Annotated in this window: 25 protein-coding genes; 14 read left to right on the top strand and 11 right to left on the bottom strand. The window is 42.3% G+C overall.

Going from position 1 to position 25,972, the window contains the following annotated elements; all coding sequences use genetic code 11:
• The first annotated feature begins 305 nt into the window (after positions 1-305).
• From msrA to DJ568_RS13220, 3 genes are all read left to right on the top strand, one after another.
• Positions 306-851 carry a peptide-methionine (S)-S-oxide reductase MsrA gene (gene msrA / locus DJ568_RS13230; RefSeq protein WP_114005765.1) on the top strand — a complete coding sequence of 182 codons (546 nt, stop codon included), beginning with the start codon at positions 306-308 and terminating at the stop codon, positions 849-851.
• Positions 852-959: 108 nt separating this feature from the next.
• On the top strand, positions 960-1,826 hold the full coding sequence (locus tag DJ568_RS13225; RefSeq protein ID WP_114005764.1) for an aldose 1-epimerase family protein: 867 nt from the start codon (positions 960-962) through the stop codon (positions 1,824-1,826).
• 87 nt (positions 1,827-1,913) lie between these two features.
• Entirely contained in the window at positions 1,914-2,258 is a 345-nt protein-coding gene (locus DJ568_RS13220) for a hypothetical protein (RefSeq protein WP_114005763.1), read from the top strand.
• 76 nt (positions 2,259-2,334) lie between these two features.
• Here DJ568_RS13220 and DJ568_RS13215 read toward each other — a convergent pair whose 3' ends face one another.
• On the bottom strand, positions 2,335-5,202 hold the full coding sequence (locus DJ568_RS13215) for a DNA gyrase/topoisomerase IV subunit A (protein ID WP_114005762.1): 2,868 nt from the start codon (positions 5,200-5,202) through the stop codon (positions 2,335-2,337).
• A 467-nt stretch (positions 5,203-5,669) separates the two neighbouring features.
• Between DJ568_RS13215 and DJ568_RS13210 the strand changes: the two genes are divergently transcribed.
• Positions 5,670-6,095 carry a nuclear transport factor 2 family protein gene (locus tag DJ568_RS13210; protein ID WP_114005761.1) on the top strand — a complete coding sequence of 142 codons (426 nt, stop codon included), beginning with the start codon at positions 5,670-5,672 and terminating at the stop codon, positions 6,093-6,095.
• 159 nt (positions 6,096-6,254) lie between these two features.
• On the opposite strand, the gene DJ568_RS13205 is transcribed toward DJ568_RS13210, so the two are convergent.
• A complete protein-coding gene (locus tag DJ568_RS13205) occupies positions 6,255-6,764 on the bottom strand; it encodes a YdeI/OmpD-associated family protein (protein WP_114005907.1) in 510 nt (169 codons plus the stop codon).
• Between the two features lie 156 nt (positions 6,765-6,920).
• Between DJ568_RS13205 and DJ568_RS13200 the strand changes: the two genes are divergently transcribed.
• Positions 6,921-7,340 carry a nuclear transport factor 2 family protein gene (locus tag DJ568_RS13200; RefSeq protein ID WP_114005906.1) on the top strand — a complete coding sequence of 140 codons (420 nt, stop codon included), beginning with the start codon at positions 6,921-6,923 and terminating at the stop codon, positions 7,338-7,340.
• Positions 7,341-7,397: 57 nt separating this feature from the next.
• Here the strand turns inward: DJ568_RS13200 and DJ568_RS13195 are convergent, their stop codons facing one another.
• The 5 genes from DJ568_RS13195 to ftcD all read right to left on the bottom strand — a co-directional run bounded on the left by DJ568_RS13195 (position 7,398) and on the right by ftcD (position 12,690).
• Positions 7,398-8,057, bottom strand: coding sequence for a GDSL-type esterase/lipase family protein (locus DJ568_RS13195; RefSeq protein WP_114005760.1), 660 nt, complete (start codon positions 8,055-8,057; stop codon positions 7,398-7,400).
• A gap of 66 nt (positions 8,058-8,123) precedes the next feature.
• On the bottom strand, positions 8,124-10,007 hold the full coding sequence (locus DJ568_RS13190; protein WP_114005759.1) for a DNA topoisomerase IV subunit B: 1,884 nt from the start codon (positions 10,005-10,007) through the stop codon (positions 8,124-8,126).
• 78 nt (positions 10,008-10,085) lie between these two features.
• Positions 10,086-10,769, bottom strand: a complete 684-nt coding sequence (locus DJ568_RS13185; RefSeq protein ID WP_114005758.1) for a hypothetical protein — start codon at positions 10,767-10,769, stop codon at positions 10,086-10,088.
• Positions 10,770-10,915: 146 nt separating this feature from the next.
• Positions 10,916-11,680 (bottom strand): type I methionyl aminopeptidase, encoded by a 765-nt coding sequence (gene map, locus DJ568_RS13180; RefSeq protein WP_114005757.1) that lies wholly within the window; start codon positions 11,678-11,680, stop codon positions 10,916-10,918.
• A gap of 23 nt (positions 11,681-11,703) precedes the next feature.
• Positions 11,704-12,690 carry a glutamate formimidoyltransferase gene (gene ftcD, locus DJ568_RS13175; RefSeq protein WP_114005756.1) on the bottom strand — a complete coding sequence of 329 codons (987 nt, stop codon included), beginning with the start codon at positions 12,688-12,690 and terminating at the stop codon, positions 11,704-11,706.
• Positions 12,691-12,786: 96 nt separating this feature from the next.
• Here ftcD and pdeM point away from each other — a divergent pair, with 96 nt between their 5' ends.
• Entirely contained in the window at positions 12,787-13,452 is a 666-nt protein-coding gene (gene pdeM / locus DJ568_RS13170; protein ID WP_114005755.1) for a ligase-associated DNA damage response endonuclease PdeM, read from the top strand.
• A gap of 66 nt (positions 13,453-13,518) precedes the next feature.
• On the opposite strand, the gene DJ568_RS13165 is transcribed toward pdeM, so the two are convergent.
• The gene (locus DJ568_RS13165) at positions 13,519-14,664 is read right to left on the bottom strand and encodes a TlpA family protein disulfide reductase (RefSeq protein ID WP_114005754.1); all 1,146 of its coding nucleotides are present in this window, start codon (positions 14,662-14,664) and stop codon (positions 13,519-13,521) included.
• Between the two features lie 160 nt (positions 14,665-14,824).
• Here DJ568_RS13165 and DJ568_RS13160 point away from each other — a divergent pair, with 160 nt between their 5' ends.
• From DJ568_RS13160 to DJ568_RS13130, 7 genes are all read left to right on the top strand, one after another.
• Positions 14,825-15,619, top strand: a complete 795-nt coding sequence (locus DJ568_RS13160) for a succinate dehydrogenase cytochrome b subunit (RefSeq protein WP_114005753.1) — start codon at positions 14,825-14,827, stop codon at positions 15,617-15,619.
• Between the two features lie 53 nt (positions 15,620-15,672).
• A complete protein-coding gene (locus DJ568_RS13155; protein ID WP_114005752.1) occupies positions 15,673-17,607 on the top strand; it encodes a fumarate reductase/succinate dehydrogenase flavoprotein subunit in 1,935 nt (644 codons plus the stop codon).
• A 76-nt stretch (positions 17,608-17,683) separates the two neighbouring features.
• The gene (locus DJ568_RS13150) at positions 17,684-18,469 is read left to right on the top strand and encodes a succinate dehydrogenase/fumarate reductase iron-sulfur subunit (RefSeq protein ID WP_114005751.1); all 786 of its coding nucleotides are present in this window, start codon (positions 17,684-17,686) and stop codon (positions 18,467-18,469) included.
• Positions 18,470-18,680: 211 nt separating this feature from the next.
• Positions 18,681-19,367 carry a DUF4397 domain-containing protein gene (locus DJ568_RS13145; protein ID WP_114005750.1) on the top strand — a complete coding sequence of 229 codons (687 nt, stop codon included), beginning with the start codon at positions 18,681-18,683 and terminating at the stop codon, positions 19,365-19,367.
• A 265-nt stretch (positions 19,368-19,632) separates the two neighbouring features.
• Positions 19,633-21,090 carry a circularly permuted type 2 ATP-grasp protein gene (locus tag DJ568_RS13140; RefSeq protein WP_114005749.1) on the top strand — a complete coding sequence of 486 codons (1,458 nt, stop codon included), beginning with the start codon at positions 19,633-19,635 and terminating at the stop codon, positions 21,088-21,090.
• Positions 21,091-21,150: 60 nt separating this feature from the next.
• Entirely contained in the window at positions 21,151-22,086 is a 936-nt protein-coding gene (locus DJ568_RS13135) for an alpha-E domain-containing protein (protein ID WP_114005748.1), read from the top strand.
• 10 nt (positions 22,087-22,096) lie between these two features.
• Complete coding sequence (locus DJ568_RS13130) at positions 22,097-23,065, top strand: transglutaminase family protein (protein WP_114005747.1); 969 nt, start codon at positions 22,097-22,099, stop codon at positions 23,063-23,065.
• On the opposite strand, the gene DJ568_RS13125 is transcribed toward DJ568_RS13130, so the two are convergent.
• From DJ568_RS13125 to DJ568_RS13115, 3 genes are all read right to left on the bottom strand, one after another.
• On the bottom strand, positions 23,066-23,632 hold the full coding sequence (locus tag DJ568_RS13125) for a TlpA family protein disulfide reductase (RefSeq protein WP_114005746.1): 567 nt from the start codon (positions 23,630-23,632) through the stop codon (positions 23,066-23,068).
• 4 nt (positions 23,633-23,636) lie between these two features.
• Entirely contained in the window at positions 23,637-24,653 is a 1,017-nt protein-coding gene (locus tag DJ568_RS13120; RefSeq protein WP_114005745.1) for a Gfo/Idh/MocA family oxidoreductase, read from the bottom strand.
• Between the two features lie 139 nt (positions 24,654-24,792).
• Positions 24,793-25,383, bottom strand: a complete 591-nt coding sequence (locus DJ568_RS13115; RefSeq protein WP_114005744.1) for a DUF4142 domain-containing protein — start codon at positions 25,381-25,383, stop codon at positions 24,793-24,795.
• A gap of 145 nt (positions 25,384-25,528) precedes the next feature.
• Here DJ568_RS13115 and gcvH point away from each other — a divergent pair, with 145 nt between their 5' ends.
• Positions 25,529-25,909, top strand: coding sequence for a glycine cleavage system protein GcvH (gene gcvH, locus DJ568_RS13110; protein ID WP_114005743.1), 381 nt, complete (start codon positions 25,529-25,531; stop codon positions 25,907-25,909).
• The last annotated feature ends 63 nt before the right edge of the window (positions 25,910-25,972 follow it).

Below are 25,972 nucleotides of genomic sequence, written 5' to 3'. Positions count from 1 at the left end.
AAGTTAATAAGATATTTTAATATAAGCCTCTTATTTGTTAATTTAGATACAAATTATTAATAATGAGCTGATTACATTATATTAAAAAACCACTCAAAACGGTATCAGCATTCTTAAATTCTATTTTACAAAAGGTTTTTATGATTTTTTTAATTTAATATGCTATTTATAGAATCATATCTGCACTTACACCTCCCGGCGCTACGGCAATGTTAACGCATATAACTGCGTCAGTCATTTTAATATAATAATACAGTGACATTGTTATTGTAAACCAAATCACGCTTAACTTCGTTTATCAATTTATGAATTTGCAAAAAATAACATTAGGTAGCGGTTGCTTTTGGTGCACCGAGGCTATATTTAAAACTATTAAGGGCGTAAAAAAAGCTACCTCCGGCTATATAGGCGGCCATGTGGCTCACCCTACATATGAAGAAGTATGCAGTGGCAGCACCGGGCATGCCGAAGCTATTGAAGTAGAATATGATGCGGATGAAGTGTCGTTGGAAGAGCTTTTGCTGATATTCTTTAAAACGCATGATCCTACTACATTAAACAGGCAGGGCAACGACGTTGGCACGCAATACCGGTCGGCCATATTTTACACTACGGAAGAGCAAAAACAGCAGGCCGAGCTAATGATAAAAAGACTTACTGATGAACAAGTATTTGACCATAAGATAGTGACCGAGGTAACACCCGCCAGTGAATTTTATGATGCCGAGGGTTACCACCAGGACTATTTTTCGGGCAACCGCGATAAGCCTTACTGCGCCTTTGTGATACAGCCCAAATTAAACAAGTTCGCTAAGGAATTTAAAGAGCAAATTAAGCCCGAAATGCTGTAGATCCTTGATATACTCCACTTGGCTGTATTTGTAACTGATGTAAATTAAAAATGATTAGCATTGATTTGGACGGAAACGATACCTTTATCGTGTTAAATCAACCGACAAATGACCAGCATTGAAAATGAATTTTTAAAGGTTTCCATTAAACAAAAAGGCGCCGAACTTGCCTCAATACACAATAAAGCAAGCGGACTTGAACAACTCTGGCAGGGCGACCCTGCTATCTGGGCATGGCACGCGCCCAATCTTTTTCCGATAGTTGGTGGAGTTATTAACAATGAATTATTGGCTGAAGCCGGAACATTTAAGCTGAACAGGCATGGCTTTGCACGACACAGCGACTTCATATTAGTTGACCATGGGGAAACGCATGCGCTGTTTTCATTACCTTACAGCAATAACACATTAAATGTGTATCCCTACAAATTCGATTTCCAGATTTTATATACGCTTATAGATAATGCTCTGCGGATTATTTATAAAGTAATCAACCTCGACAATAAGACGATACACTTTTCGGTAGGCGGACACCCGGCTTTTAACGTACCGTTTTACCCCGGCGAAAAATACGAGGACTACTATCTTGAATTTGAAAATGAAGACCAGTTAACCACTCATCTTATATCATCCAAGGGATTTTTTACCGGCGAAACAGCACCTATAATTCTGGATGGCGGTAAATTAAGGCTCACCGCCGATTTGTTCAATAACGATGCCCTGGTTTTTAAACATGTTAAATCAAAAATGATTACTATAAAAAGCGAAAATCATGCGCAGTCGTTGTCTGTAGAGTTTCCGCATTTTGAGCATTTGGGCATTTGGTCAAAAGCCGGCGCTCCATTTGTATGTATTGAGCCGTGGTTAGGCTACACAGATACCGAAGGGAAGCCCACAGATATCAGCCAAAAAGAAGCTATCCATCATCTAAAGCACGGCCATACATTTGAAGCAGCGTACTTTATTAGTATTTAGAATACCTGATTGTTAAATTTTTGAAAATTGTTAAAACATTTTCATTCTTTTAAATCTTATCAGATAAATTCACCAAACATTAAAACTATGAAAACAAAGATTTATCTGATCGCTATCGCTATGCTGTTGTCTGTTACGGCTTTTAGCAACAACGCCGTTGCCAATGACAATGACGGAAGTAAGGCTGCATATACAGAAGCCGCTGCCAAACTAACAGAGGAACAAAAAGTTGCACGTATTGAAGAAATTAAATTACGTGTTGCCGAAATTAAAGCAATGGACAGGTCAAACATGACCAAGTCTGAGCGTAAAGAGTTAAAGCAGGAACTTAAAAACCTGAATAAAGAAGCTCAGGCCATGGGTTCAGGCGGTGTTTACCTTTCAGTAGGTGCAATTATCATCATCATATTAGTATTGATCTTAATTCTGTAAATCACTTTAACTACCTCATATAATTAAGCAGCCCGGCGCAATGCAGGGCTGCTTTTTTTTGCAGTTCCATGGCTAGTTAAAACATCCTGGTTTGGCCCTTATCATCTATCTCGATGTCATTGGGATTGGTGATCTCAAAATCAACTTTTTTCACAGGTTTGTTGCCGGCGGACTCGCGTGGAGTTTCGGCTGCCGGCACATCGCCCTCCGCTGCAACAGGCGGTTGGGTTTGCGCAGGCTCTTCTTTTTTAGTAACTGGAGTTTCAATTACATCTCCGGCATCATGATTTACCGGCTCAAGGGCATCCTCCCCAACCTCCACTGCCGTCTCTTTACCCGGCGGCACATCCTGCTGCTTTTTATCAGCAGGCGTAACGGTTATCTCCACATCCTCAACCGTTTCAGGTGCCGGATCCGGCACATCCTCCGCATCGTCATGCTCGGCTATTAACTCTATTTTTTGCACTACATGGGCTGATAGTTTGTTGCCCATGGCTTTTATTCCCTTAACATCTATCAAATCGGTAAGGTTAAGCTCAACCGTTTCAGGTATCGCCGTTTTACCTTTCAACTGTTCCACTTTTACAACGGGTTGCATCGCCCCCGAAATAAGCACCAGCTTTGAGCCATTCTCGTCGCTTATAAAACTTACTTGCTTCCCTGTGGCTATGTTTTCAAAAACAAACCGCTTCACCATGTAATTTTTTGACTTACCCTCATAATGTACAACAGCATAAACCTTTTCAGGTTCATGCTTTTCAATTACAATCATCTTGTCGTCAAAATGGTTATTCAGGTCAAAGCTGGTTAATTCATAGGTACCATTTGCCATCACCGTCAGTATACGATCCTCGCCGTCAAACTCGCCGAGGTATTTGCCCCTGCCGTCGGCATTCAGGCGTTTTAATATATCATCATACCATATTTTCCGGCCGGCAAGCGTTGATACGCCTTTTGTTTTAAGGGTAATCTTTTTTACAGGATATTTGGTAATGATGTTACCCATAGAACCACGGCCTTTTATAGCCAGGTTGGCAAAATCTTCATCAAACTGCAGCTTTTTAAGCTTGGAGTGCGGTTTAAGCTGTATGTTAATAACCTCGGCCTCGCCGTTAGGGTTAGCGCTAAAATATAATACTTTTGATCCCTTTGAGCCTTTGGTAAGGTCATATTCTTTATCACGGGTTACACCGGTTACGGCAAAACGCTTAATGTAGCTAACCCCGCTCTGGCCATCGCGGTATATCATATTGTATACCGTGCGTTCATCATTCTTTTTAAATACGGCTACATGTAGTATATCCTTACCTACAAATACCTTGTCCTGCACCTTGGTTACAACAAAGCGCCCATCTGCACGGAACACTATAATTTCGTCTATATCCGAACAGTCGCATACAAATTCATCCTTTTTAAGGCCGCTGCCAATAAATCCGTCAACCCTGTTTACATATAACTTAATGTTGGCCAGCGCAACCTGCGTGGCTTCTACCTTGTCAAAGGTCCGCAGTTCAGTTTTCCGCTCACGTCCTTTACCATATTTCTCTTTTAGTTTTTCAAACCAGGCAATAGTATACTCCGTGAGGTGTTTAAGATGATGTTTTACCTGTTTGATCTCGTCCTGCAGATTTTTTATCTGTTCATCGGTTTTCTTAAAGTCAAAACGGGTGATACTGCTCATTGGCTTGTCTATCAGTCGCTTATAATCTTCCGGCAAAATCTCGCGGTAAAACAGCGAAAAGAAAGGCTCAAATAACCTGTTCAGCACTTCTACAACCGTTTCAAAGGTTGATGACCCTTCATAGTCAGGGTGCTTATACATCCCCTCCTGGATAAAAATTTTAAGCAGTGAACTAAAGAATATTTTCTCCATTAATTCACGCAGCCTTATCTCCAGCTCCTGCTTCAGCAGGCCTTTGGTGGTATGCGTGCTTTCGGTAAGCATATCATTTACGCTCATAAAGCGCGGCTTATCATCCTGTATCACGCAGGTGTTGGGTGATATAGATACCTCACAGTCGGTAAAAGCGTATAAAGCATCAATGGTAACATCGGGTGATATACCAGGAGCCAGGTGTATAATGATCTCTACGTCCTGCGCGGTGTTATCCTCAATCTTCTTTATTTTTATCTTACCCTTATCATTTGCTGCAATAACACTGTCTATTAAACTACCGGTAGTGGTAGTGAACGGTATTTCGGTAATAGCCAACGTCTTTTTGTCCCGTTCAACTATCTTAGCACGCACCCTTATTCTTCCCCCACGCTGCCCTTCATTATACGCAGCACAATCCGCCATACCACCGGTAGGGAAATCCGGAACAAGGTTGGGCCTGTTGCCGCGCAATACTTCTACAGATGCATCAAGTAGTTCAATAAAATTATGTGGTAATATCTTTGTAGCTAACCCAACCGCTATGCCTTCTGCACCCTGTGCAAGCAACAACGGAAATTTTACGGGCAAGGTAATAGGCTCTTTATTACGGCCGTCATAGCTGGCTTGCCAAACTGTGGTATCTGGGTTAAAAACTACTTCGTTGGCAAATTTTGATAACCGCGCCTCTATATATCGCGGCGCGGCAGCCGAGTCGCCTGTTACAGGATCACCCCAGTTGCCCTGGCAGTCTATCAGTAAATTCTTTTGCCCTATTTGTACCATGGCATCGCCAATTGATGCATCGCCGTGCGGGTGGTACTTCATGGTATTTCCTATCACATTGGCGGCTTTGTTAAACCGCCCATCGTCCATCTCTTTTAACGAGTGTAATATCCGGCGCTGCACCGGCTTTAAACCATCATTAAGATGCGGAACGGCGCGGTCAAGTATTACATATGATGCATAGTCAAGAAACCAATTTTCATACAGGCCGTCAAGAGAGGTAACATTATGTAAAGTATCGTCACCATTAACCGGTGTGTCATTTGCAGTCAAATCGTCGCTCATCAGTAGCTAAAAATAATATGGATGGGTAAATATAACGGATACACAACTATTATGCGGATAGATTTTATTCACATCCGGCATTATTGTGTTAGCCCCGGGAGCTATGAAAGGATATTTATCATTTTTTTTCACGATCACTTGCATATACGAAATAAATCGTACATCTTTGTACGAAGATATTCGTAGATATAATTAAATGGTTCACCGCTTAAAAGGACTTGTTTACCGACTTCTTATAACCGCTGACCATTTTTAGATTGTGCACGCTTAAGCTTAGCTATACTTTTACATCGTAATAAGAAAGGCAGGCCGCTTAACTTTAACTAAAACAAAAGAAATAGACAACGCATAAATGGATATAATAATGGCACTTAATAATAAAGTATAACTAAAGTGTAACCCTTTCATTTTTCATGTTGTCTTATAAACAGAAATCAAAATCAACAACAATTAAATAACAAAAAACAATGAAAACTCTAAAAACAATTATACCAGCACTGGCTTTAATGCTAACTTTTACATTTGCAAAAGCGGAAGATAACGACAACGGGAAACTTACAAAAAATTACGCTATAAGCACTTACGTTGATGCTATAACACTTGGGAAAGTAGATGGCCTGAGTGAGATTCTTGACAACGATACCAAATTTTGCGTACTGCAAGGCAAAAAGGTGACAAACTACGGAAGAACCGAGATGCTTAATCATTTAGCCGGGTTGAAAAATATAAAGCAAGCCTGCACTACCACTACCACGCTGGTAGAAGATAACTCAGAAGTAACTGTATTAAAAGTTGATATGCAATATGCAAATTTTGTACGCAGCAACTATGTAACTATTGCTAAAACCGGCGATGGTTGGAAGATAACTAATGTTTGCTCGGTTTTTAAGTAAATATTGGTGTATATAACAATTGTGAGAGGCCCGGCTGGTTACCGGGCCTTACTTTTTGGGTAATATTCCGATGCAAATCGAATTCTCAAAACCGGCTTGTAATAACGGTTATCCGTAATATCATTGGTGGAGCACACCCATCATCATTGAACGTTTAGTTTATACATTCTTTTTCGAGGCCCTTATCATTTGTCCGTAATCCCAGCGCTTTATCATGGCATCAATGGTAAGCGCTATACGCTTGTCTCGAGTGGGCTGGGTTTTAGCGCTCTCAATCCATTTAATGAAGTAATTTCGGTGTGATAAAGCCAAGCTGTTAAAAAACTCACCTGCCTCGGGTTCAAATTCAAAGCACTCCAAAAGGTCTGCGGGCGCTATAACTTTAAAATCTACATCTTCTTCTAACTGCAAACGCAGCATAGCGCCTTTACTTTTACGAATCCCCTTTCGCATGTCGGCATTCAGCACCAGTATAAATTTTCCTTCGCCCATTGGCATTAAAGCCACACCACCTATGTTATACGCATCCAGTTTGCCCCGTACCCTAAACGACCGGCGGTTACCGGGCTTAAGCTCCTGTGCTATATCGGGAGGAATCTCTACGTATGTCCAACCGGTTTTTTCGCCCATATCACCAAAGCGGTGAATAACAGTTGTAAAGTCTATCATAAAAATTAAAGCGGCCATACCTCGCCGCTGTTGTAAATTTAAGTTAGCTTGTTAAAAATATGTTAAAATCACCTTTTGAAAAAAAAGACTGTAACGTTTGTAAAACAACAATGTCTTATGGGTATAAAAATAAATAATAACCTTAAATACAATAAAATGAAAACACTAAAATCAATCCTCCTGGGCTTAGCCTTATTAATAACCACTAACATTGTAAAAGCCGACGATGGCGAAATGCTTACCAAAGACTATGCAATAACAACTTACATTGATGCTGTTACCCATGGTAAATTTGAAGGACTTAACAAAGTGCTTGACAATAACGTAAAATTCAGCATGATGCGCGGTAAAGAAGTAATTACGTTTAATAAATCAGATATGCTGAACTCGTTAAAAGCCAGCAAAAATACCGAGCAAGACTGCACGGTTAACACCACTACTATTGAAAGCAATGGCGAAGTTGCCATTGTAAAAGTGGATCTGCAATATTCAGGTTTTACCCGCAGTAACCTGGTAACCGTATCAAACACCGGCAACGGGTGGAAAATAACCAACGTGCATTCGGTATTTAAATAAATTTTAGTTTACCTGTTTAATGTTAAACCTGTTAGCTTTTCGGCCAACAGGTTTTTTTTATTTAACATGTTTTTTCAGCACCTTTTGCCACCTGTCATACCCTTTGCTGTTCAGGTGCAAATAATCAGGTTTAAAAAGCGACGAATCCGGAAACATAGTTTCCTTTTTTAATAAAATCGAAGCAACATCAATATATTTAGTGTTGGGTTTAGTATCAATAAATGCCTTTATTAAACTGTTGCCCAAATTAACGTCATTTATAAGTTTGTGGCGTAAAGGGCTTGGCTTCATGGTTAAATAGTAAATTTTAGTATTCGGTAGTTTGGCGTTAACCATCTCCCAAAACTTCTTAAAATCGTCTGCAACCTGCTGGGGCGTGCGGCCCATGCCTAAATCATTTTCGCCGGCGTAAATAAATATTTTCTTTGGCTGGTAAGGATACACCACATATGGCATATAATATTGTACCCAATGCGTAAGCTGCGAGCCTCCCAGGCCCCGTTTGATAATGGGCTTGTCTTTAAACCGTTCTTCAAGATCATCCCATAAAGTAATAGATGAGCTGCCAATAAACAATATCCCTCCCGGTTTAGGGGAGTTTAGGCTATCCAGCCTCTTAAAGTGTCGTACGTCTTTGTCAAAAGGGAAACCGGTTTGTGCTTTTGCGGGCAGTAAAAACGCAGAGAGAACGAGTATGATTAAATATTTAAATTTCATTTGTTTGATTTAACAGTTATAATAAAGCCAGTCAGCTTTTATTTATCGTGAACGTTTTTATTTTTTTTAAGCCACAGCCAATTCGGGGCCATCCTGCGCTAAAAGCGGGCTGATGGCGGCATCATCCTTTTCAACCCTTAGGTTTTGCACAATGTGCTGTTGTCTTGTAGGCGTATTTTTACCCATAAAATACTCTAACAGCCCTTTGATATTAGCGTCTTTTAAAAATACAGGATCAAGCCGAATATCTTTGCCGATAAATAGACCAAACTCTTCAGGCGATATCTCACCCAGCCCCTTAAAGCGTGTTATTTCGGGCTTGTTACCAAGTTTGGCTATCGCGTTACGCCGCTCTTCGTCGCTGTAACAGTATATAGTCTCTTTTTTATTTCGCACCCTGAACAGCGGGGTTTGCAAAATAGAAACGTGGCCGGCTTTCACCAGGTCCGGGAAGAACTGCAAGAAAAAAGTCATTAGCAGTAAGCGTATGTGCATACCATCTACATCGGCATCGGTGGCTATTACAATATTGTTATAGCGTAAGCCATCTATACCATCTTCAATGTTCAGCGCATGCTGCAGCAAGTTGAATTCCTCATTTTCGTAAACCACTTTTTTTGTGAGGCCGTAACAATTAAGCGGCTTACCTTTCAGGCTAAATACAGCCTGTGTAAGCACATCACGCGATTTTGTAATTGAACCGCTGGCCGAATCGCCCTCCGTGATAAACAAGGTAGTTTCCTGCCTGCGTTCGTGGTTATCATCAAAGTGCAGCTTACAATCGCGCAATTTCCTGTTATGTAGCGATGCTTTTTTTGCGCGCTCATTCGCCAGTTTTTTTATGCCGGCTATATCCTTACGCTCACGTTCAGATTGCATTATGCGCTTTAACAAGGCGTCAGCCGTAGCCGGATTTTCATGCAGGTAATCATCAAGCTCCTTTTTAACAAAGTCGTTAATAAAACTACGCACTGATGGCCCGTCAGGCCCAACATTTTGCGATCCTAATTTGGTTTTAGTTTGCGATTCAAATACAGGCTCCTGCACTTTTACAGCAATGGCTGCCACGATAGACGCCCGGACATCCGAAGCATCAAACTCCTTTTTATAATGTTCACGAATGGTTTTTACCACCGCTTCGCGAAAGGCTGCCTGGTGGGTACCGCCCTGCGTTGTATGCTGCCCGTTTACAAACGAGTAATACTCTTCGCCGTACTGCTGACCATGTGTCATCGCTATCTCTATATCTTCGCCTTTAAGGTGGATAATAGGATAGCGTATATTCTCAGTGTCGCTATTGCGGTTCAAAAGGTCATATAAACCACGTTCTGAAAAATATTTTTGATTATTAAAGTTGATGGTGAGCCCGGCGTTAAGAAATACATAATTCCATATCATATTCTCAACAAACTCAGGAATAAAGCGGTAATGCCTGAATATAGTGTCGTCAGGAATAAAATTAATAGCCGTCCCGTTACGCTGAGTAGTATCCTTTTCAGCCTCGTCGCGTATCAGCTCACCTTTTTCAAATTCTGCCAGCTTGGTTCGGCCGTCGCGGTAGGATTGCACGGTAAAAGAGCTTGATAACGCATTTACCGCTTTAGTGCCCACCCCGTTTAATCCCACTGATTTTTGAAAAGCTTTACTATCATACTTGCCGCCTGTATTGATTTTGGAGACACAATCAATAACTTTACCCAAGGGGATGCCACGTCCATAATCGCGGACGCTCACTTTGTGGTCGCTCATGTTAACTTCAATAGTGCGCCCACTGCCCATCACAAACTCATCTATTGAGTTATCAATAATCTCTTTAAGCAATACATATACACCATCATCATAAGCCGAGCCATCTCCAAGTTTTCCGATGTACATACCCGGGCGTAAACGTATATGCTCTTTCCAGTCTAACGACCGGATGCTGTCTTCACTATAATTTGATTCTGCCATAATAGCCGGGATATTTAATAAAGGACAAATACTGCCTCAATGTGGCAAAAATAAAATTTTGAATATAACCCAAACGACTTAATCTGTCAACTTACTAACATTTTGAACGTTGTGCCTGAATTTTACGCAGCTGCCCGCACGTTCAACATTTTTATAAAACTCAGGCGTTTTGCTGTTTGTAAAACAAACCATCATGATGGTGCCGGTACGGAATTTTTGCAGCGAGAGTAGCAAAGCATACCTGTATCGTTTTGTTTCAGGCATGTCTAACAAATTTAAAAGGTACGAACGCCCGGCGTCGGCATTATACCTGTTAAGTACCGAGGCGGGCAATGTCCGTATAAAAAAATTTCTTTCGCCGGTTAAGGCGATGGCATGAGCCCTCCCCATATCCATATAAATAGAGTCGGGGTTTTCCAGTTTCAGCTTTTCGTCGCCTATTACGCGTTCATAGCTGGCCCAGTTTTCTTTCTGTGATCTTACTACATACCAAACCTCAAATTCGCGGCCAGGCAAATCCATAGCATAATCAAATGTAAAATCTTCGTTATTTAAAGCTTTGATTTCCCTAAAACCGGCCTGAGGGGCGAAAATAACGTTAGCCTGGTTAGAAAGGTACCTGAAATGCGACAGTTGGGCGCTGACGATTTTAGCCTTAACCTTGCCCGTGTTGGATGGCTTATTCTGCGCAAAAACAGTGATTGCACATAGTAGTAACAGCTTTAACAGCAACACCTGCTTAACTAGCTTTGATACAGACATTCTTATCACGGAGGCTTAATCAACCGAATTTAATAAGAAGATATAGCAATTCAAAATTTTAATATGAATTTAAAAATTAAACAATAAGGCAACATTAAGCGATTGTTCCTGGCGCAAAGCAACCGAATAATCGCCTGAAGCGATCATCAATTGTAAATTCCGTTCATTTCGGTTAAAATAACGGGTGCACCATCAGTTATCAATATGGTATGTTCGTGCTGTGCCATGTATCCGCCTTTATCGCCAACCATCGTCCATCCATCGGCTGTTGTTTCAGCATAGTTTGAGGTGGTTGATATGAAAGTTTCTATAGCCACTACCGTATTTTTTCTGAAACGGCGCCGATCAAACTTGTTACGGTAATTAAGGAGTTCATCGGGCTGCTCATGCAGGCCGCGGCCTACGCCGTGGCCACCCAGGTTTTTAATAACCTTGTAACCGCGTTTTTTTGCTTCCGTTTCCATTAAATGGCCGATATCAGCTATGCGCACCCCGCCTTTTATATTAGCTATAGTTTTAGCAAGTATTTCTTTTGAGGCGTTAACCAACTTGTGATGCTGGTACAGGTCATCGCCGATTACAAACGAGCCGCCGTTGTCGGCCCAAAAACCATCTAACTCCGCCGAAACATCAATATTAATCAAATCGCCTTCTTTTAATATTCGCCTTGCAGAAGGTACACCGTGGCAAAACTCATTGTCGACACTGATGCAGGTACAGCCCGGAAAACCATAGGCAAGATAAGGTGCTGATTTAGCGCCCAGGTTAGCCAATATAGTTGCTCCATATTCATCAAGCTGTTTGGTGGTAATGCCGGGCCGGACGTACTGTGTCATTTCCTTAAGGGTGATAGCCACAGCCTCCGCCGCTTTTTGCATACCGGCCAGTTCAGCCGCTGTTGATATTGACATATAATTTGCTTTATTGTACGTTATTACTGAAGCAGGTATTCAATAACCCGCTCACGTGCCTCAAATTTACCTAAAGAATCCAGTTTAAGGTATTCAACGGCTCCATCAACCAATTGCTGTTCGGTAGCATCCGCCGTTAGTCCAAACTTTTCATAATGAAACTTCCCCGCTTGCAGTAAGGCTATAAGCGGTATCAATCCTATAAGTTCGCTACCGCTTACGGTCACACCAAATTGAGTCGCCAAAGCGCTTACCTCTTCAAAAACCACATGTACAGGCGTTTCTTCAATATTGGTTAAATTCATTGATACTTGCGCTGCGCTGTACTCCTGCATATACCAACCTATAGCCTTAACATATTTTAGTTTGCCCGGTACGCCGTGCAAGCCCCTCTCCCGTACCGCGTAAGCTATTTGCCTGGCTATGCTTACCAGCTTAGTGTTAAGTGTAATGTTATAAGCTACCAAATAATTTCGGGCACCTATAACAGTGGCGCCGCATTTTGCATTCATTTTATTGGGGCCGTAATCAGGTATCCAGCCAGGCAGTTTAATTTTATCAAAAAAGCCTTCATATTCGCCGGCCCTTATTATGGCAAGGTCGCTCCGCTGTTTGTTAGGCTGCGAATATTCATATAAATACACAGGGATTTCCAGTTCGTCGCCCACGCGTTTGGCTAATTTACCGGCATAGCCAACCGTTTCGCTCATGGTAACCCCGCGTACCGGTACAAGGGGGCAAACATCAGTAGCGCCCATGCGCGGGTGTTCTCCTTTTTGCACACGCATATCTATCAGTTCGCCGGCCGTTTTTATTGCTAAAAAAGCCGCCTCTACCACTGCATCGGGATCACCGGCGAATGTAACTACCGTACGGTTAGCATCCCGCCCGGGGTCCACATTAAGCAACTTTACGCCCGCAACGGCACTAATTGAAGTAGCAATGGCAGCAACAACATTGCTGTTAACACCTTCGCTAAAGTTGGGTACACATTCTATTATTCTTTTCATATACGGCGACCGTAAAAATACCAAAAACAGATCAATCAAACCCTAAAAAGAGCATAACATCTCATTCGTAAAATTCAAAATAATTACATTTGCAGCATGACGACTTGCGCCGGTTTGGCCTTTAATTTTTTAGAACAGGACCTTTTACTTCTACCTCAAAAAGCCATTTACTGGCAGCAGCAAAAAACCCTTATAGCCGCCGACGTGCATTTGGGTAAAGTTGGGCATTTTCGCAAAGCAGGGATCGCGGTACCGCGCGATATGGAACAAAATGACCTGGGGGCACTGTCTGACCTTATTGAAGAGTACCGCCCCGAAAAAATCATCTTTTTAGGCGATCTTTTTCACAGCGACATGAATGCAGATTGGGATTGGTTTGCCATGTGGCGGCAGCGCAATGCTAAAATTGAAATCATACTTATTCGCGGCAACCATGATATTATTCATGACAAGCATTATCTTGAGCTAAACGTTACCCTTCACGCTGAATTGAAAGTTGGCCCATTCCTGATGTTGCACCATCCGCTGGTAGGTCAAAAACTGGCCGGCGCTGATGGGTATATCTTTTGCGGACACATCCACCCCGGCGTAGAGCTTGTAGGAAAAGGCAGGCAACGCATTACCTTGCCCTGTTTCGCCTTCAGTAAAAAACAAGCTGTTCTACCATCTTTTGGCAGATTTACCGGCAAGGTTGCCATCTACAATCAAAAAACCGACAGGGTATTCGGTGTTTTAAAGGACAAGGTAATAGCTATAGCTTAAAGCCACCCTCCCCCTTTATAACGTGACACGGCGGCTTGACAAATTGATCTCCTCCCTTTTGGCCACTTAGCGGGAGCGCTCCAGATACTGTGTCACCTCATAGGCTACATCATCAAATGGCACATCACGCCTGATTATTTTCCAGTTGCCATCCATCAGGTAATATGTAGGTACACGTGTTATACCCCAGGCTTCGGCGTCTTTAGAATCGTTGCCCTTGAGGTCTGAATATTGGGGCCATTTCATCTTGTCTTCTTTGATGGCATTTTCCCACCAATCTTTGCGTTCATCGAGGTTTATACTTATCACACCAAAATCCTTACTGTAATTTACCTGGAAAAACACGTCTTTGATAATTTTGTCGTGGTTGATACGGCTTACCTGGTTACCTGCACGCCAAAAATCAACAAGTATAATTTTTTTATGGCTTACCTCTTTCGGATCAAATTTTTTCCCGTCAGGTGTTGTTCCGTTAATAGCCGGCCCTTTCCACCCGGGCACCAGTTTTACCAATTGCCCTAATTTAGCGCTAAGTTCTTTACCTTCTTCAGTGTTCTTAGCGGCATCGCTTAACTTATTAAAAAGTGCGTTGTACCGTGGCGGATCACTCTTGTAATCAAGATTATAAATAAAATGTGCCGCGATTGCACTTTGCGGATATTTCTCGATAAACTTTTCAATCACTGTCGCTTCTATATTTTTCTCTTTAACTCGTAAAGCCTTTAACTGCTCTACCTGTGCCAGGTAGTTGTTAGCCGGAAGGCCTTTTGCACGGTCGCTTTTCAAAAACAAAGTTAACTCACTTACCTGTTTCTTAATATCAGCAAGTAATTCGTCGGCAAGGACATAGTACGCCGAAACTTCATTCTGAGTTTGCGAGGAGGTAGTAATTTTAGGATATTTAGTAATGTCGTTGTTAAGTTCAATAATATATTCTCCATTTTCAAGATAAACTTCGTATGGTATGTGGGTAGATTTACTATCCAACATATTGGTTACTTTAACATTATAATAGCCCGGGTACTCCAGCAGTTCATTTATCTTAAATTTGCCATCAACAATATTGTCTCCGTAAACCGGTTTATTTAAAACATCAACTACGCCAAAAACACCACTTTTAATTCCGGGTGCGCTACCATCAATAACAATCCGATCGGGCTGATTACAGCTAACTGAAATAAAAGCGATTAAAACAAAAACTAAAAATCTCATGTAGTACAAATTAACAAAACGAATATACCTCGTGTTGCTTCACCACCAAAATTATTAATGCTTAGATTGTTTCTAAATAACCTTTTAGCTTGGAAATGTCGCAACCATCCGTGCTGTTTTGACATTTAATAAATACTTTTGCCGAAATAATTTCAATATAATGAGCGAATTTAAACAAACCTTTAACTCATCGTTGGGAAAGAAGCTGATAATGGCTTTAACAGGCTTGTTTTTGTGTACCTTTTTAATTGTACACCTAAGTGGCAACCTATCATTGTTTAACCATGACCATGGGTATGCTTTTAATGCATATGCCAATTTCATGACTCACTTTCCGCCTATAAGGGTTGTGTCATACCTGCTGTACCTGTCAATTATAGTACACTCGGTTTACGCTTTAATATTAACCATTAATAATCGTAAGGCACGGCCTGTGAGTTACGCATCGGGTAACGACTCGCCGCAATCATGGTCGGCAAAAAACATGGGCATTCTGGGTTCAATATTGCTGGTATTTATCGTAATACACATGAAGGACTTTTGGTTTAAATACCACCAGGAAGATTTTAGCGAGAACGCTGAGTATGTTATACCATATAAAGAATACAAAAAGGACCTGGTAAGCGGCGAATTGCTATCTGCACGCGACCTGCCGCCCGGGAAATATAATTACGCCGTATTTACCGAGGGTAACGTTGAAACAATGATAGCCAAAGATTTATACCAGACGGTTGAAATTGCTTTTAAACAGTGGTGGTATGTGTTATTTTATGTAGTAGCATTAGGCGCGCTATCATTTCACCTGCTGCATGGCTTTCAAAGCTCTTTCCGCACGCTGGGTTGGGTACACCGCAGGTACAATGGTATTATTTATCAAATAGGTGTTTGGCTGTTTGCCATTATTATACCGTTGGGTTTTGCGGCTATGCCGGTGGTTTACTACTTAACGAGATAGTTAAGCGCAGCTGAATTAAAAATTAAGAGATTAGAATTTACAAATTATATACAATGAGTTTAAATGCTAATATCCCCCAGGGCCCGCTGGCCGAAAAATGGACCAAGCATAAGTTTAACCTGAAACTGGTTAACCCTGCCAACAAGCGTAAATACGATATCATTGTTGTGGGTACAGGCCTTGCAGGTGCTTCGGCGGCAGCTACATTAGCCGAGCTGGGGTACAATGTTAAAGCATTCTGCTTCCAGGATAGCCCCCGCCGTGCGCACTCTATTGCAGCACAAGGTGGTATAAACGCAGCAAAAAACTACCAGAACGACGGCGACAGCGTTTACCGTTTGTTTTATGATACTATTAAAGGCGGTGACTACCGCGCCCGCGAAGCCAACGTTTACCGCCTGGCTGAAGTATCAGTAAATATTATTGACCAGTGCGTAGCACAAGGCGTGCCTTTTGCCCGCGAATATGGCGGCTTACTGGATAACCGTTCATTTGGCGGCGCCCAGGTATCACGTACATTTTATGCACGGGGCCAAACCGGGCAACAGTTACTATTAGGTGCTTATTCAGCCCTTAATCGTCAAATACACAAGGGCAAGGTTAAAATGTATACCCGCCATGAGATGCTTGATGTGGTTAAAATTGACGGCCATGCCAGGGGTATTGTTACACGTAACCTTATTAATGGCGAGATTGACACGCATGCGGGCCACGCGGTGCTTTTGTGCACCGGGGGTTACAGCAATGTTTTCTACCTGTCAACCAATGCCATTGGCTCAAACGTAACTGCTGCATGGCGCGCGCACAAACGCGGCGCATACTTTGCCAATCCTTGTTATACCCAGATACATCCTACCTGTATACCGGTAACCGGCGATCACCAGTCAAAACTGACGCTGATGTCAGAGTCGCTGCGCAACGATGGCCGTGTTTGGGCGCCCAAAACGGTTGAGATAGCTGAGAAATTGCGCAAAAAAGAAATCACCGCAGCTGAAGTAGCCGAAGATGACCGCGACTACTTCCTTGAAAGGAAGTATCCGGCGTTTGGTAACCTTGTTCCGCGTGACGTGGCTTCACGTAACGCGAAAGAAATGGTTGACGAGGGCAAAGGTGTGGGTGGTTCGGGCTTTGCGGTATTTCTTGACTTTGCCGACGCAATTAAGCGTATGGGCGAGGATACAGTGCGTGCTAAATACGGCAACCTGTTTGACATGTACATACAGATTACGGACGAAAACCCGTACAAACAACCTATGCGCATTTACCCTGCGGTGCACTACACCATGGGCGGGCTATGGGTTGACTATAACCTGAGCACCAATGTACCCGGCTTATACGCCTTGGGCGAATGTAACTTTAGCGATCATGGTGCAAACCGCCTGGGCGCATCGGCGCTAATGCAAGGTTTAGCTGATGGTTACTTCGTTATCCCGTATACTTTAGGCGATTACCTGGCCACTATAGGACCTAAACCTGTTGATAAAAATCATCCGGCTTTTGCCGAAACTAAGCAGGACGTTATCAACTACGTAAACAAACTGTTGGCCCTTAAAGGCACTAAAACTGTTAACGAGTATCACCGTGATCTTGGCCATATTATGTGGGAATACTGCGGTATGGCCCGTACCGAAGAAGGTTTAACCAAAGCCAAGCAGTTAATTAAGGATCTGAAAGCCGACTTTTGGAGAAATGCGATAGTAACCGGTGAAAACGAAGAAATAAACAATGCATTAGAGAGAGCAGGCCGGGTGGCAGACTTTATTGAGTTAGGCGAGTTGATGGTAACAGACGCTTTAATGCGCCGCGAATCATGCGGTGGCCACTTCCGCCTCGAGTCGCAAACGGAAGAAGGGGAAGCCCTTCGCGATGACGAGAACTTTGCTTTTGCTGCGGCCTGGGAGTTCAAAGGTGAGAACATAGAAGAAGAGCTTCATAAAGAAGAGTTAATATTTGAGAACGTTAAGTTAGCACAAAGAAATTATAAATAGTTGCAGGTTGTAGGTTGTGTGTTGCAAGAATGGCTTTACATACAACTTAAAACTTACAGCTCACAACATAATAGAAATGAGTAACGGAAATATGAACCTGACGCTGAAAGTATGGCGCCAGCAAGATTCGAAAACCGCGGGTAAATTTGTTACCTACAAGGCTGAGCACATTTCGCCGGATATGTCATTCCTGGAAATGCTTGATGTGGTGAACGAAAGCATTATGCTTAAGGGCGAAGAACCGATATACTTTGACCATGACTGCCGGGAAGGCATTTGCGGCATGTGTTCGTTATACATCAATGGCCGACCGCACGGCCCAAAACGCGCCATCACTACCTGCCAGTTGCATATGCGTTCATTTAAGGACGGACAAACGATAACAATTGAGCCATGGCGTGCTGCGGCTTTCCCTGTGATAAAGGATCTGGCGGTTGACCGTTCGGCATTTGACCGTATACAACAGGCTGGCGGCTACATTTCCATCAACACCGGTGGTGTGCCTGATGCCAACGAGATACCTATCCCTAAAGTGATTGCCGATGAGGCCTTTAACTCTGCCACCTGTATAGGCTGCGGCGCATGTGTAGCAGCATGTAAAAACGCTTCAGCCATGTTGTTCGTATCAGCTAAGGTGTCGCAATTAGGTATGCTTCCGCAAGGCCAAACAGAGCGCTACAGCCGCGTACAGTCAATGGTAGCTCAAATGGACGAAGAAGGCTTTGGTAACTGTACCAACACCGGAGCCTGCGAGGCTGAATGCCCTAAAGAAATCACGCTAACGAATATAGCCCGGATGAATAACGACTTCTTTAGTGCGAAATTTTTCAGGGAAGCACATGCTAATGATATAGCCGAATAGGTAAACAGACGGTTTATCACCCAGTATATTAGCAGGATTTCTACCAACGGAATCCTGCTTTTTTTTCCCGGGGCAATTGGTAACAAGCACGGAATCTTTAAATGCGCCAATAATCAGCACTACCAATACAACCAGTATCTCTGAAACGGAACCTGGCTGGCTTAATTTTTGATATATTTTTAATTATCAGGAATATCTTAATCTATTTTTTATGAAAACATATGTTCAAGTACGCCTGCTTAAACTGGTGTCGCTATTAATGGTTCTCTTTGTCGCTCTGGCTATAACATCATGCAGCAAAGATAAGGACGATAACAAACGTGGTGATGCAAGGGTAATGATTGTTAACGCCGTTGAGGGCTCAGCAGAACAAAATTTTTACCTTGATAATAACAAGCTTAACAGTTCGGCCTTAGCATATGGGGAGAGCACCTCATACCTTAGCACTACTGCCGGCACGCGGAAAGCTGAATTCAGATCTGAAAGTTCATCAACAGCCAATGTATCCTTTGATTTACCACTGGTGGCTAATAAAAATTACAGTATTTTCTATGCCGGCCCTACGTCGTCCGCAACGTACATGGTAACTGAAGATGATATCACGCCGCCTCCTGCAGGGAAGGCCAAAATTAGGTTTGTGCACTTGGCGACCGCATTTGAAACAGGAATTGACGTAGGCGTTGTAGGCGCTTCAAAATTCGTAAACAATCTTAAATTTAAAACAGCTTCAGCTTTTTCAAATGTAGATGCCAACTCAGCGTTCGCGTTATTCGCAACAGGCTCAACTACCGCGCTGCTTACAATACCCACCCCGATCGACGAAGGTAAGATCTATACAATATATGTAACCGGCTCAACACCTTTAACCATAAAATACCGGATAATTATAAGAAGCTAAGGTATTTGCACAGGGGATTGCTACGCTGGTCGGGGTATTGCCTCGACCAGTTTTTTTATTAATGCTAATCAAACAATTTTGCATTAATTACTTTAATATTATTAAATCCGAATAAACCACGTATCCAAACTATAAAAATTAACAAATTTCGGTACGAAAATTATTAAAAATAAAATTTCGTAGAAAATTATACGGTTTTTATTCATAAATTACGATCATTATAAATAAGTAGGTTTAATAAAAGTCAATTTTCGGTTCATAATTTATGCAAGAATCCACTTATTTTAATAAATACAACCCAATAAACGGGGTATGGGACGAGATGTATGGCGAAAATACCAATGTTCGCGAACATTATAGGAAGGTTATCGACTACATTTCGCAAGAATCGGCTGATGACCTGAATAAAAAAGAAGAATTAGCCAAAAGATTATTCATGAGCCAGGGTATTACCTTCACCGTTTATAACAGCGGCGAAGGGATTGAAAAGATTTTCCCCTTTGACATTATACCACGCATTATTACTGCTGAAGAATGGGCATTTGTTGAAAAAGGAATTAAACAGCGCCTTACTGCCCTTAATTTATTTTTAAAGGATGTTTACAGCAACCAGTTTATAATTAAAGACGGGTTGATACCGATAGAGATCATTTATTCGTGCCCGCATTTTTTGAGGGAGATGTACAATTTGCAGGTGCCGCACGATATTTATGTACATATATCCGGAATAGATCTGATAAGGGATCATGACGGAACTTTTTATGTGCTTGAAGATAATTTACGCACCCCCTCGGGCGTGAGTTACATGTTGGAAAACCGCGAGATCACCAAACGGCTTTTTCCTGATCTGCTGCCGCAATGCGGTGTGCGTAGCGTTACCGAATATCCAACTATTTTATATAAAAATTTGCTGGCATTATCGCCAAGGCAAATCCATAACCCAACCATAGTATTATTAAGCCCGGGCATCTACAATTCTGCCTATTTTGAACATACCACACTTGCCCGCCTTATGGGTGTTGAATTGGTTGAGGGACGCGACCTGGTGGTAAACAACCATAAAGTATACATGAAAACTACCACCGGGCTGCAACAAGTAGACGTAATATACCGGCGCGTTGATGATGATTACCTCGACCCGCTGGTGTTCAATCCATCAAGCATGCTGGGGGTAGCAGGCATTATGGGTGCCTACAGAAAAGGTAACGTGGCTATAGTAAATGCGATAGGAAACGGGGTTGCCGACGATAAAGCCGTTTATGCCTACGTGCCGCAAATGATAAAATACTATTTAAATGAGGAGCCGATACTTAAAAACGTGCCCACCTACCAACTGGGTAACCCCGATGAGCGGGAGCAGGTTTTTGACAAGATTGATACCATGGTAATTAAACGTACCAACGGCAGCGGCGGTTACGGAATGCTTATGGGGCATGCAGCGTCGGATGAAGAGATTAATGAGTATAAAATTGAGATCATGAAGAATCCGCGGGATTTTATCGCTCAGCCTACCATTAATCTGTCTGCTGCGCCGTGTTATATACAGGGCGAACTGCAACCCCGCCGTATAGACTTGCGCCCCTATGCCTTGTTTGGTCCTGACGGTATTGAAATAGTGCCCGGAGGGCTAACACGTGTAGCGCTTAAAGAAGGTTCTTTGGTGGTAAACAGTTCGCAGGGAGGCGGCAGTAAGGATACGTGGGTACTCAGCCCGTCGACGTAATCAACTGTTAAAAAATTAACAATGCATTAAATAACAACTAAAGAGGGTTAAAGGGATAATATGTTAAGCAGGGTAGCATCAAGCTTTTATTGGTTAAGCAGGTACATTGAACGCAGCGACGGTATTTTGCGAATGCTAAAAATTAACTACGCCTCATCGCAGGATACGATACAAGAGTTTACCTGGGAGCCGGTTATACGAATATTTGCCGGCCTGGACGATGCAGAATCACACAAGCTTGAAAACGACAGCCGCGCCGTATTGAAATATATGGTAACAGGCAAAACTAACTCAAACTCTATTTTAAATATCATAACCCTGGCACGCGAAAATGCCCGCAGTGTACAGGAGCATATAACCAAAGACCTTTGGCAGTGCCTTAACGAATATTACCATGTAGTTAAGGATCCTAAACTTGACAAAGCGCTGCTGCGCGAGGATCCGATTGGAATACTTGATGTTTTGATAAAACAGGTAATGTTATATTATGGCACTGTAGAGATAACCATGGAACGGGGCGAAGGCCGCAGTTTTATGAACATTGGCAAATATCTTGAGCGCGCTATTCAGTCGGTAGATATACTTGACCTTAAATTTGGGTCGATAAGCGATAACCCCGACTTACTAACAGATACTACGTATTGGAAGCACTTGCTGCTATCATTAGGAGGCTATGAGCTATACCTGAAAACATACCGGGAGGGGTTTGAGGCTGAGAATGTGTTAGAACAGGTAGTGCTCAATAACGACTTTCCCCGCTCGGTTATATACTCAGTGAACAATATACAGCGATATTTTGATAGGCTTAAGAATGATAATAACCTTGAAAATTATCGCGAAATGTCGTTTCAAATCGGCAGGTTGCAAAGCCGCATTAAGTATAGTTCGGTACGCAGCATCAGGCAGGAAGGCCTGCATTTGTTTTTAACACAAATTAAAAGCGAATTATACGGGATAGGCAACGCATTGAACGAGTATTATTTTGCAAATTCTTAAAAATCACACCATGCCCGAATTTGAAATTCAGCACATCACCAAATATATTTACGCCGGCTCTGTTCGTGATAGTGCCAATCAAATTATATTATACCCGCTTCAGGATGAATACCAGGAAGTGCTGCAACATGAGGTAAGTATTACCGGCAACCCGATTGTAGACACCCATACAGACTATTTTGGGAATAAGGTTGGCAGCTTTACCTATAGCGAGCCACATAACATACTGGTTATTAACTCCAAAATGGTGGTAAGCACAAAACACAGGGTGCTACCGGTGAATGATATTTTTCCATCGCATCAGTGGGATGACCTTAAGCGACTGCAATACATGGTGCCTTACATCGATTTTTTAAGGCAGGAGTATTTTGAAGGCCTGGCCGAATTGCAGCAAATTGTAGAAAACGAGCGTAAGGCCGACGACACCCCATACCAGATAGTACTGCGCTTTTGCCAATATGTATTTGATAATTTTGAATATATAAAGGGCGTAACTACCGTTGATACCACACTTGATGAAATTTGGAAACTTAAAGCAGGTGTATGTCAGGATTTCGCGCACATTATGACAGAAATGCTACGGCTGGTGCATATACCTGCACGCTATGTAAGCGGGTATATTTGCACACATAGCAACGGGATGCGGGGCGAGGGTGCAACACACGCCTGGGTTGAAGCATATATTCCTGACTACGGCTGGCTTGGCATCGATCCTACAAATAATTGCATAGCCAACGAAACACATGTACGACTGGCAGTTGGGCGCAATTTCTCTGACTGCTCCCCTGTAAAAGGCGTATACAAAGGCTCATCAAATCACAAATTGGTGGTTGCTGTTTCGGTTGACGAGGAAAACGCATTGATGAATCCGCACCAGGTTATTGAGGTACCCATAGCCGACCAGGTAACGGAGTTTTCAAAAAACAGTTATCAGCGATATATGGAAATGATGCAGCAACAGCAACAACAGCAACAATAATTACATTCCCTTAACCAAGGCTACCAAGGTGTTTGCTTTAGGCGGTTTTGCAAAAGTTTTTACCAATTTGCCGTTTTGATTATAAATAGCTATATAAGGCGTATCTTTTATCTGGAAATATTGTTGTATGAGTAAATCGTCGCCTTCGGTGCCAATAGTAATGTTTTTATAAGCATCTAATCCCATCTTTTTGCGGAAGGGCTCAAGCGTTTCATATTTCGTCCAGGTGATCATCACTACCTGCAATTTTTTAAACTCGTTCAAATGAGGCTTTACCTCATTCATGAATTTCACGCAGTGATCGCAATCGGGAGCAAAATAAATAATTATTACCGGCTGGTTCTTTTTCAGGTTAGCCTGGGTAATAAACACACTATCTGTTGTTAATATCCTGAAAGCCGGTATATTTTCAATAAGTTTTGGCTGCACTGTATTGGTTGGCTGCCCCTGTTCTACCTGTGATATAGCCGTCGTGTCGCTTAACTTATCACCACTTTTATTACTTTGAGCGCAGCCCAATGTTGCAGCAATGCCCAACAGGTAAACCACTTTTTTTATAATCATCATTGTCTCAATTTTCTAACATTTCCAATTGCCAGGCGATATGCTCTTCCGAAACCGGGAATAATGCGCCATCTTTTATAGTGTGATACACAGCTTTAAACAGATCACTGTAATCCCCTTTTTTAGATGGCAGCCATTCAACTACCTTCTGTCCTTCGGCATCAAAGGTTACCAGTTTACCTTCGCTGTGCTCAGGCTCAAGCCCGTAAGCAGCATTGGTAGGCATCATGCCACCTATCAGCTGATCCTCCTGCACATCGGTACGATTTTTTATAAAACTGCCCAGTTTACCATGTATTACAAAAGCCGGTAACGCTTCGGCTATAAGCAGCCCGGAAGTTAAATAAACATTTAAGCCCTTAGGGTAAACCATATGAAGATGAAAATAATCTGTTACCTGGGAGTTTTCGCGGTATTTACCTTCAGTTTTATGAAAGCTGAGCGGCCTGCCAAATAACGCAATGGCGTTGTCTATCAGGTGCGGGCCTAAATCATAGGCTACCCCATTTGCGGCGAAACCGGCTGTTTCCTTAAATAACTTAGGCCCTATGGCAGGCTTATATCTGTCAAACCGTAAGTGCACTTCTATCAGGTCGCCTAACCTGCCGCTTTCCACCACTTCCTTCACTGATAAAAAGCCGCTGTCCCACCGCCTGTTTTGATACACCATCAGTTTCAGGCCCAGCTTTGCCGCCAAATCAAATAACTCCTTAGCTTCGGCACTGGTAGCCGCTGCGGGTTTTTCAAGCAGTACGTGCTTACCCGCGTTAAGGGCTTGTTTGGTGTAATCGTAATGCGTATAGCTCGGCGTGTTTACTACAACAAGTTCTATCTCATCATCCTGTAGCAATTCATCTATAGATGTATAGCTAACGATATCAGGATATATCTCATGAGCTTTTTTTTGGTTTCGTTCCACAACCGCCTTTAACTTAAAATCAGGGCTGGTTGATAAAAAAGGGGCATGAAATACCCTGCCCGACATTCCGAAAGCCATTAAACCGGCTACTATAGGTGATGACATATGCAATTATACGGATTTTAGGAAATAACGAACAACCAACTGCAATTTTATCAATTATATACAAAGACAAAGCCGGCAACCAGTAAAATCAAATCGTCTCACTAATTGCCGGCTTTGTGGATATTAAGCTTTATAGCGCTTATTTCAATTTATCATTTAACGCTTTGGCATGTTGCTGGTGGGCCTTTAACACCGGCAGTGTTTTGGTTGCAAATGCCTTTATATCGGCATCAACCGCGTTGTTGGCTGCGTCTTCAAACATAGATACAGTTTTGTCATGATCTTTCACCATTGCTTCTGCATATGCTTTATCAAACTCTGCACCTGCTTTTTCACCAAGTTCGGCGGCCTTTTTTTGTTGTTCGTCGCCGGGGGCTGCAGGCAAGGTTATGTTTTTAGCAGTTGCCAGTGCCTTTAACTCTTCATTTGCTTTGGTGTGATCTTTCACCATCATTTCGGCAAACTTCTTTACTTCGGCATTGCTTGCTTTTTGCTGGGCTAAATTACCCAAAGCTACCTCAGCCATACCGCCGTTAGCTGCATCCACAGCAAATTTAGCGTCAAATTCGGCTACACCTGCGCCGGTTTCTTCAACCGCACTTGTGGTGGTGTCCATTTCTGCGTTTACACTGTCAGCAGTTTCAACAGTGTCTTTATTACCTGTGTTGTTACACGCCTGGAACGTAAATGCTGCAAGCGCCATAGTAGTGATTAATGTTAATTTTTTCATGGTAAAAATCTTTTTTATATTAATAGTTAACAAACCCGCTTATTTTCAGTTTTTACAATTGTGTAATTAATTTGGAATACGCCCCTTTTTGCTGTTTACGTTAGCTAAACTTTTGCTATTTTTGAAACACATAAAACTAAATAACATGGAATTCCCTGCTGAATTAAAGTATACAAAAGACCACGAGTGGATAAGACTTGAAGGCAATGATGCATACATTGGCATCACTGAATTTGCACAGGGTGAGTTGGGCGATATTGTATATGTTGACATCAACACAGTAAACCAGGAAGTTGCAAGCGAACAGGTTTTTGGAACTATAGAAGCTGTAAAAACCGTATCTGATTTGTTTATCCCCGTGGCAGGCACCGTGCTGGAAGTTAATCCGGCACTTGACAGCCGTCCGGAGTTGGTTAACAGCGATCCTTACGGCGAGGGCTGGATAGTAAAAATTACCCCTAAAGATACAAGTGACTTAAACGGCCTGTTATCGGCTGATGACTACAAAGCTTTGGTTGGCGCATAATGACCGGTGTGGTAAAATATTTCAGGCCTGCTATATTGTGGGCCTTTTTTATTTTGATTATCT

This window comes from Mucilaginibacter hurinus (assembly GCF_003324525.1).
GTDB classification, from domain to species: domain Bacteria; phylum Bacteroidota; class Bacteroidia; order Sphingobacteriales; family Sphingobacteriaceae; genus Mucilaginibacter; species Mucilaginibacter hurinus.
The sequence above is the reverse complement of the archived record's forward strand: the minus strand, read 5'-3'. Positions and strand labels throughout refer to the sequence as shown.

Excerpts from the sequence above, each read along its gene's own strand:
- msrA (WP_114005765.1), top strand. The coding sequence starts at position 306 with ATGAATTTGCAAAAAATAACATTAGGTAGCGGTTGCTTTTGGTGCACC.
- DJ568_RS13225 (WP_114005764.1), top strand. The coding sequence starts at position 960 with ATGACCAGCATTGAAAATGAATTTTTAAAGGTTTCCATTAAACAAAAA.
- DJ568_RS13220 (WP_114005763.1), top strand. The coding sequence starts at position 1,914 with ATGAAAACAAAGATTTATCTGATCGCTATCGCTATGCTGTTGTCTGTT.
- DJ568_RS13215 (WP_114005762.1), bottom strand. The coding sequence starts at position 5,202 with ATGAGCGACGATTTGACTGCAAATGACACACCGGTTAATGGTGACGAT.
- DJ568_RS13210 (WP_114005761.1), top strand. The coding sequence starts at position 5,670 with ATGAAAACTCTAAAAACAATTATACCAGCACTGGCTTTAATGCTAACT.
- DJ568_RS13205 (WP_114005907.1), bottom strand. The coding sequence starts at position 6,764 with ATGATAGACTTTACAACTGTTATTCACCGCTTTGGTGATATGGGCGAA.
- DJ568_RS13200 (WP_114005906.1), top strand. The coding sequence starts at position 6,921 with ATGAAAACACTAAAATCAATCCTCCTGGGCTTAGCCTTATTAATAACC.
- DJ568_RS13195 (WP_114005760.1), bottom strand. The coding sequence starts at position 8,057 with ATGAAATTTAAATATTTAATCATACTCGTTCTCTCTGCGTTTTTACTG.
- DJ568_RS13190 (WP_114005759.1), bottom strand. The coding sequence starts at position 10,007 with ATGGCAGAATCAAATTATAGTGAAGACAGCATCCGGTCGTTAGACTGG.
- DJ568_RS13185 (WP_114005758.1), bottom strand. The coding sequence starts at position 10,769 with ATGTCTGTATCAAAGCTAGTTAAGCAGGTGTTGCTGTTAAAGCTGTTA.
- map (WP_114005757.1), bottom strand. The coding sequence starts at position 11,680 with ATGTCAATATCAACAGCGGCTGAACTGGCCGGTATGCAAAAAGCGGCG.
- ftcD (WP_114005756.1), bottom strand. The coding sequence starts at position 12,690 with ATGAAAAGAATAATAGAATGTGTACCCAACTTTAGCGAAGGTGTTAAC.
- pdeM (WP_114005755.1), top strand. The coding sequence starts at position 12,787 with ATGACGACTTGCGCCGGTTTGGCCTTTAATTTTTTAGAACAGGACCTT.
- DJ568_RS13165 (WP_114005754.1), bottom strand. The coding sequence starts at position 14,664 with ATGAGATTTTTAGTTTTTGTTTTAATCGCTTTTATTTCAGTTAGCTGT.
- DJ568_RS13160 (WP_114005753.1), top strand. The coding sequence starts at position 14,825 with ATGAGCGAATTTAAACAAACCTTTAACTCATCGTTGGGAAAGAAGCTG.
- DJ568_RS13155 (WP_114005752.1), top strand. The coding sequence starts at position 15,673 with ATGAGTTTAAATGCTAATATCCCCCAGGGCCCGCTGGCCGAAAAATGG.
- DJ568_RS13150 (WP_114005751.1), top strand. The coding sequence starts at position 17,684 with ATGAGTAACGGAAATATGAACCTGACGCTGAAAGTATGGCGCCAGCAA.
- DJ568_RS13145 (WP_114005750.1), top strand. The coding sequence starts at position 18,681 with ATGAAAACATATGTTCAAGTACGCCTGCTTAAACTGGTGTCGCTATTA.
- DJ568_RS13140 (WP_114005749.1), top strand. The coding sequence starts at position 19,633 with ATGCAAGAATCCACTTATTTTAATAAATACAACCCAATAAACGGGGTA.
- DJ568_RS13135 (WP_114005748.1), top strand. The coding sequence starts at position 21,151 with ATGTTAAGCAGGGTAGCATCAAGCTTTTATTGGTTAAGCAGGTACATT.
- DJ568_RS13130 (WP_114005747.1), top strand. The coding sequence starts at position 22,097 with ATGCCCGAATTTGAAATTCAGCACATCACCAAATATATTTACGCCGGC.
- DJ568_RS13125 (WP_114005746.1), bottom strand. The coding sequence starts at position 23,632 with ATGATGATTATAAAAAAAGTGGTTTACCTGTTGGGCATTGCTGCAACA.
- DJ568_RS13120 (WP_114005745.1), bottom strand. The coding sequence starts at position 24,653 with ATGTCATCACCTATAGTAGCCGGTTTAATGGCTTTCGGAATGTCGGGC.
- DJ568_RS13115 (WP_114005744.1), bottom strand. The coding sequence starts at position 25,383 with ATGAAAAAATTAACATTAATCACTACTATGGCGCTTGCAGCATTTACG.
- gcvH (WP_114005743.1), top strand. The coding sequence starts at position 25,529 with ATGGAATTCCCTGCTGAATTAAAGTATACAAAAGACCACGAGTGGATA.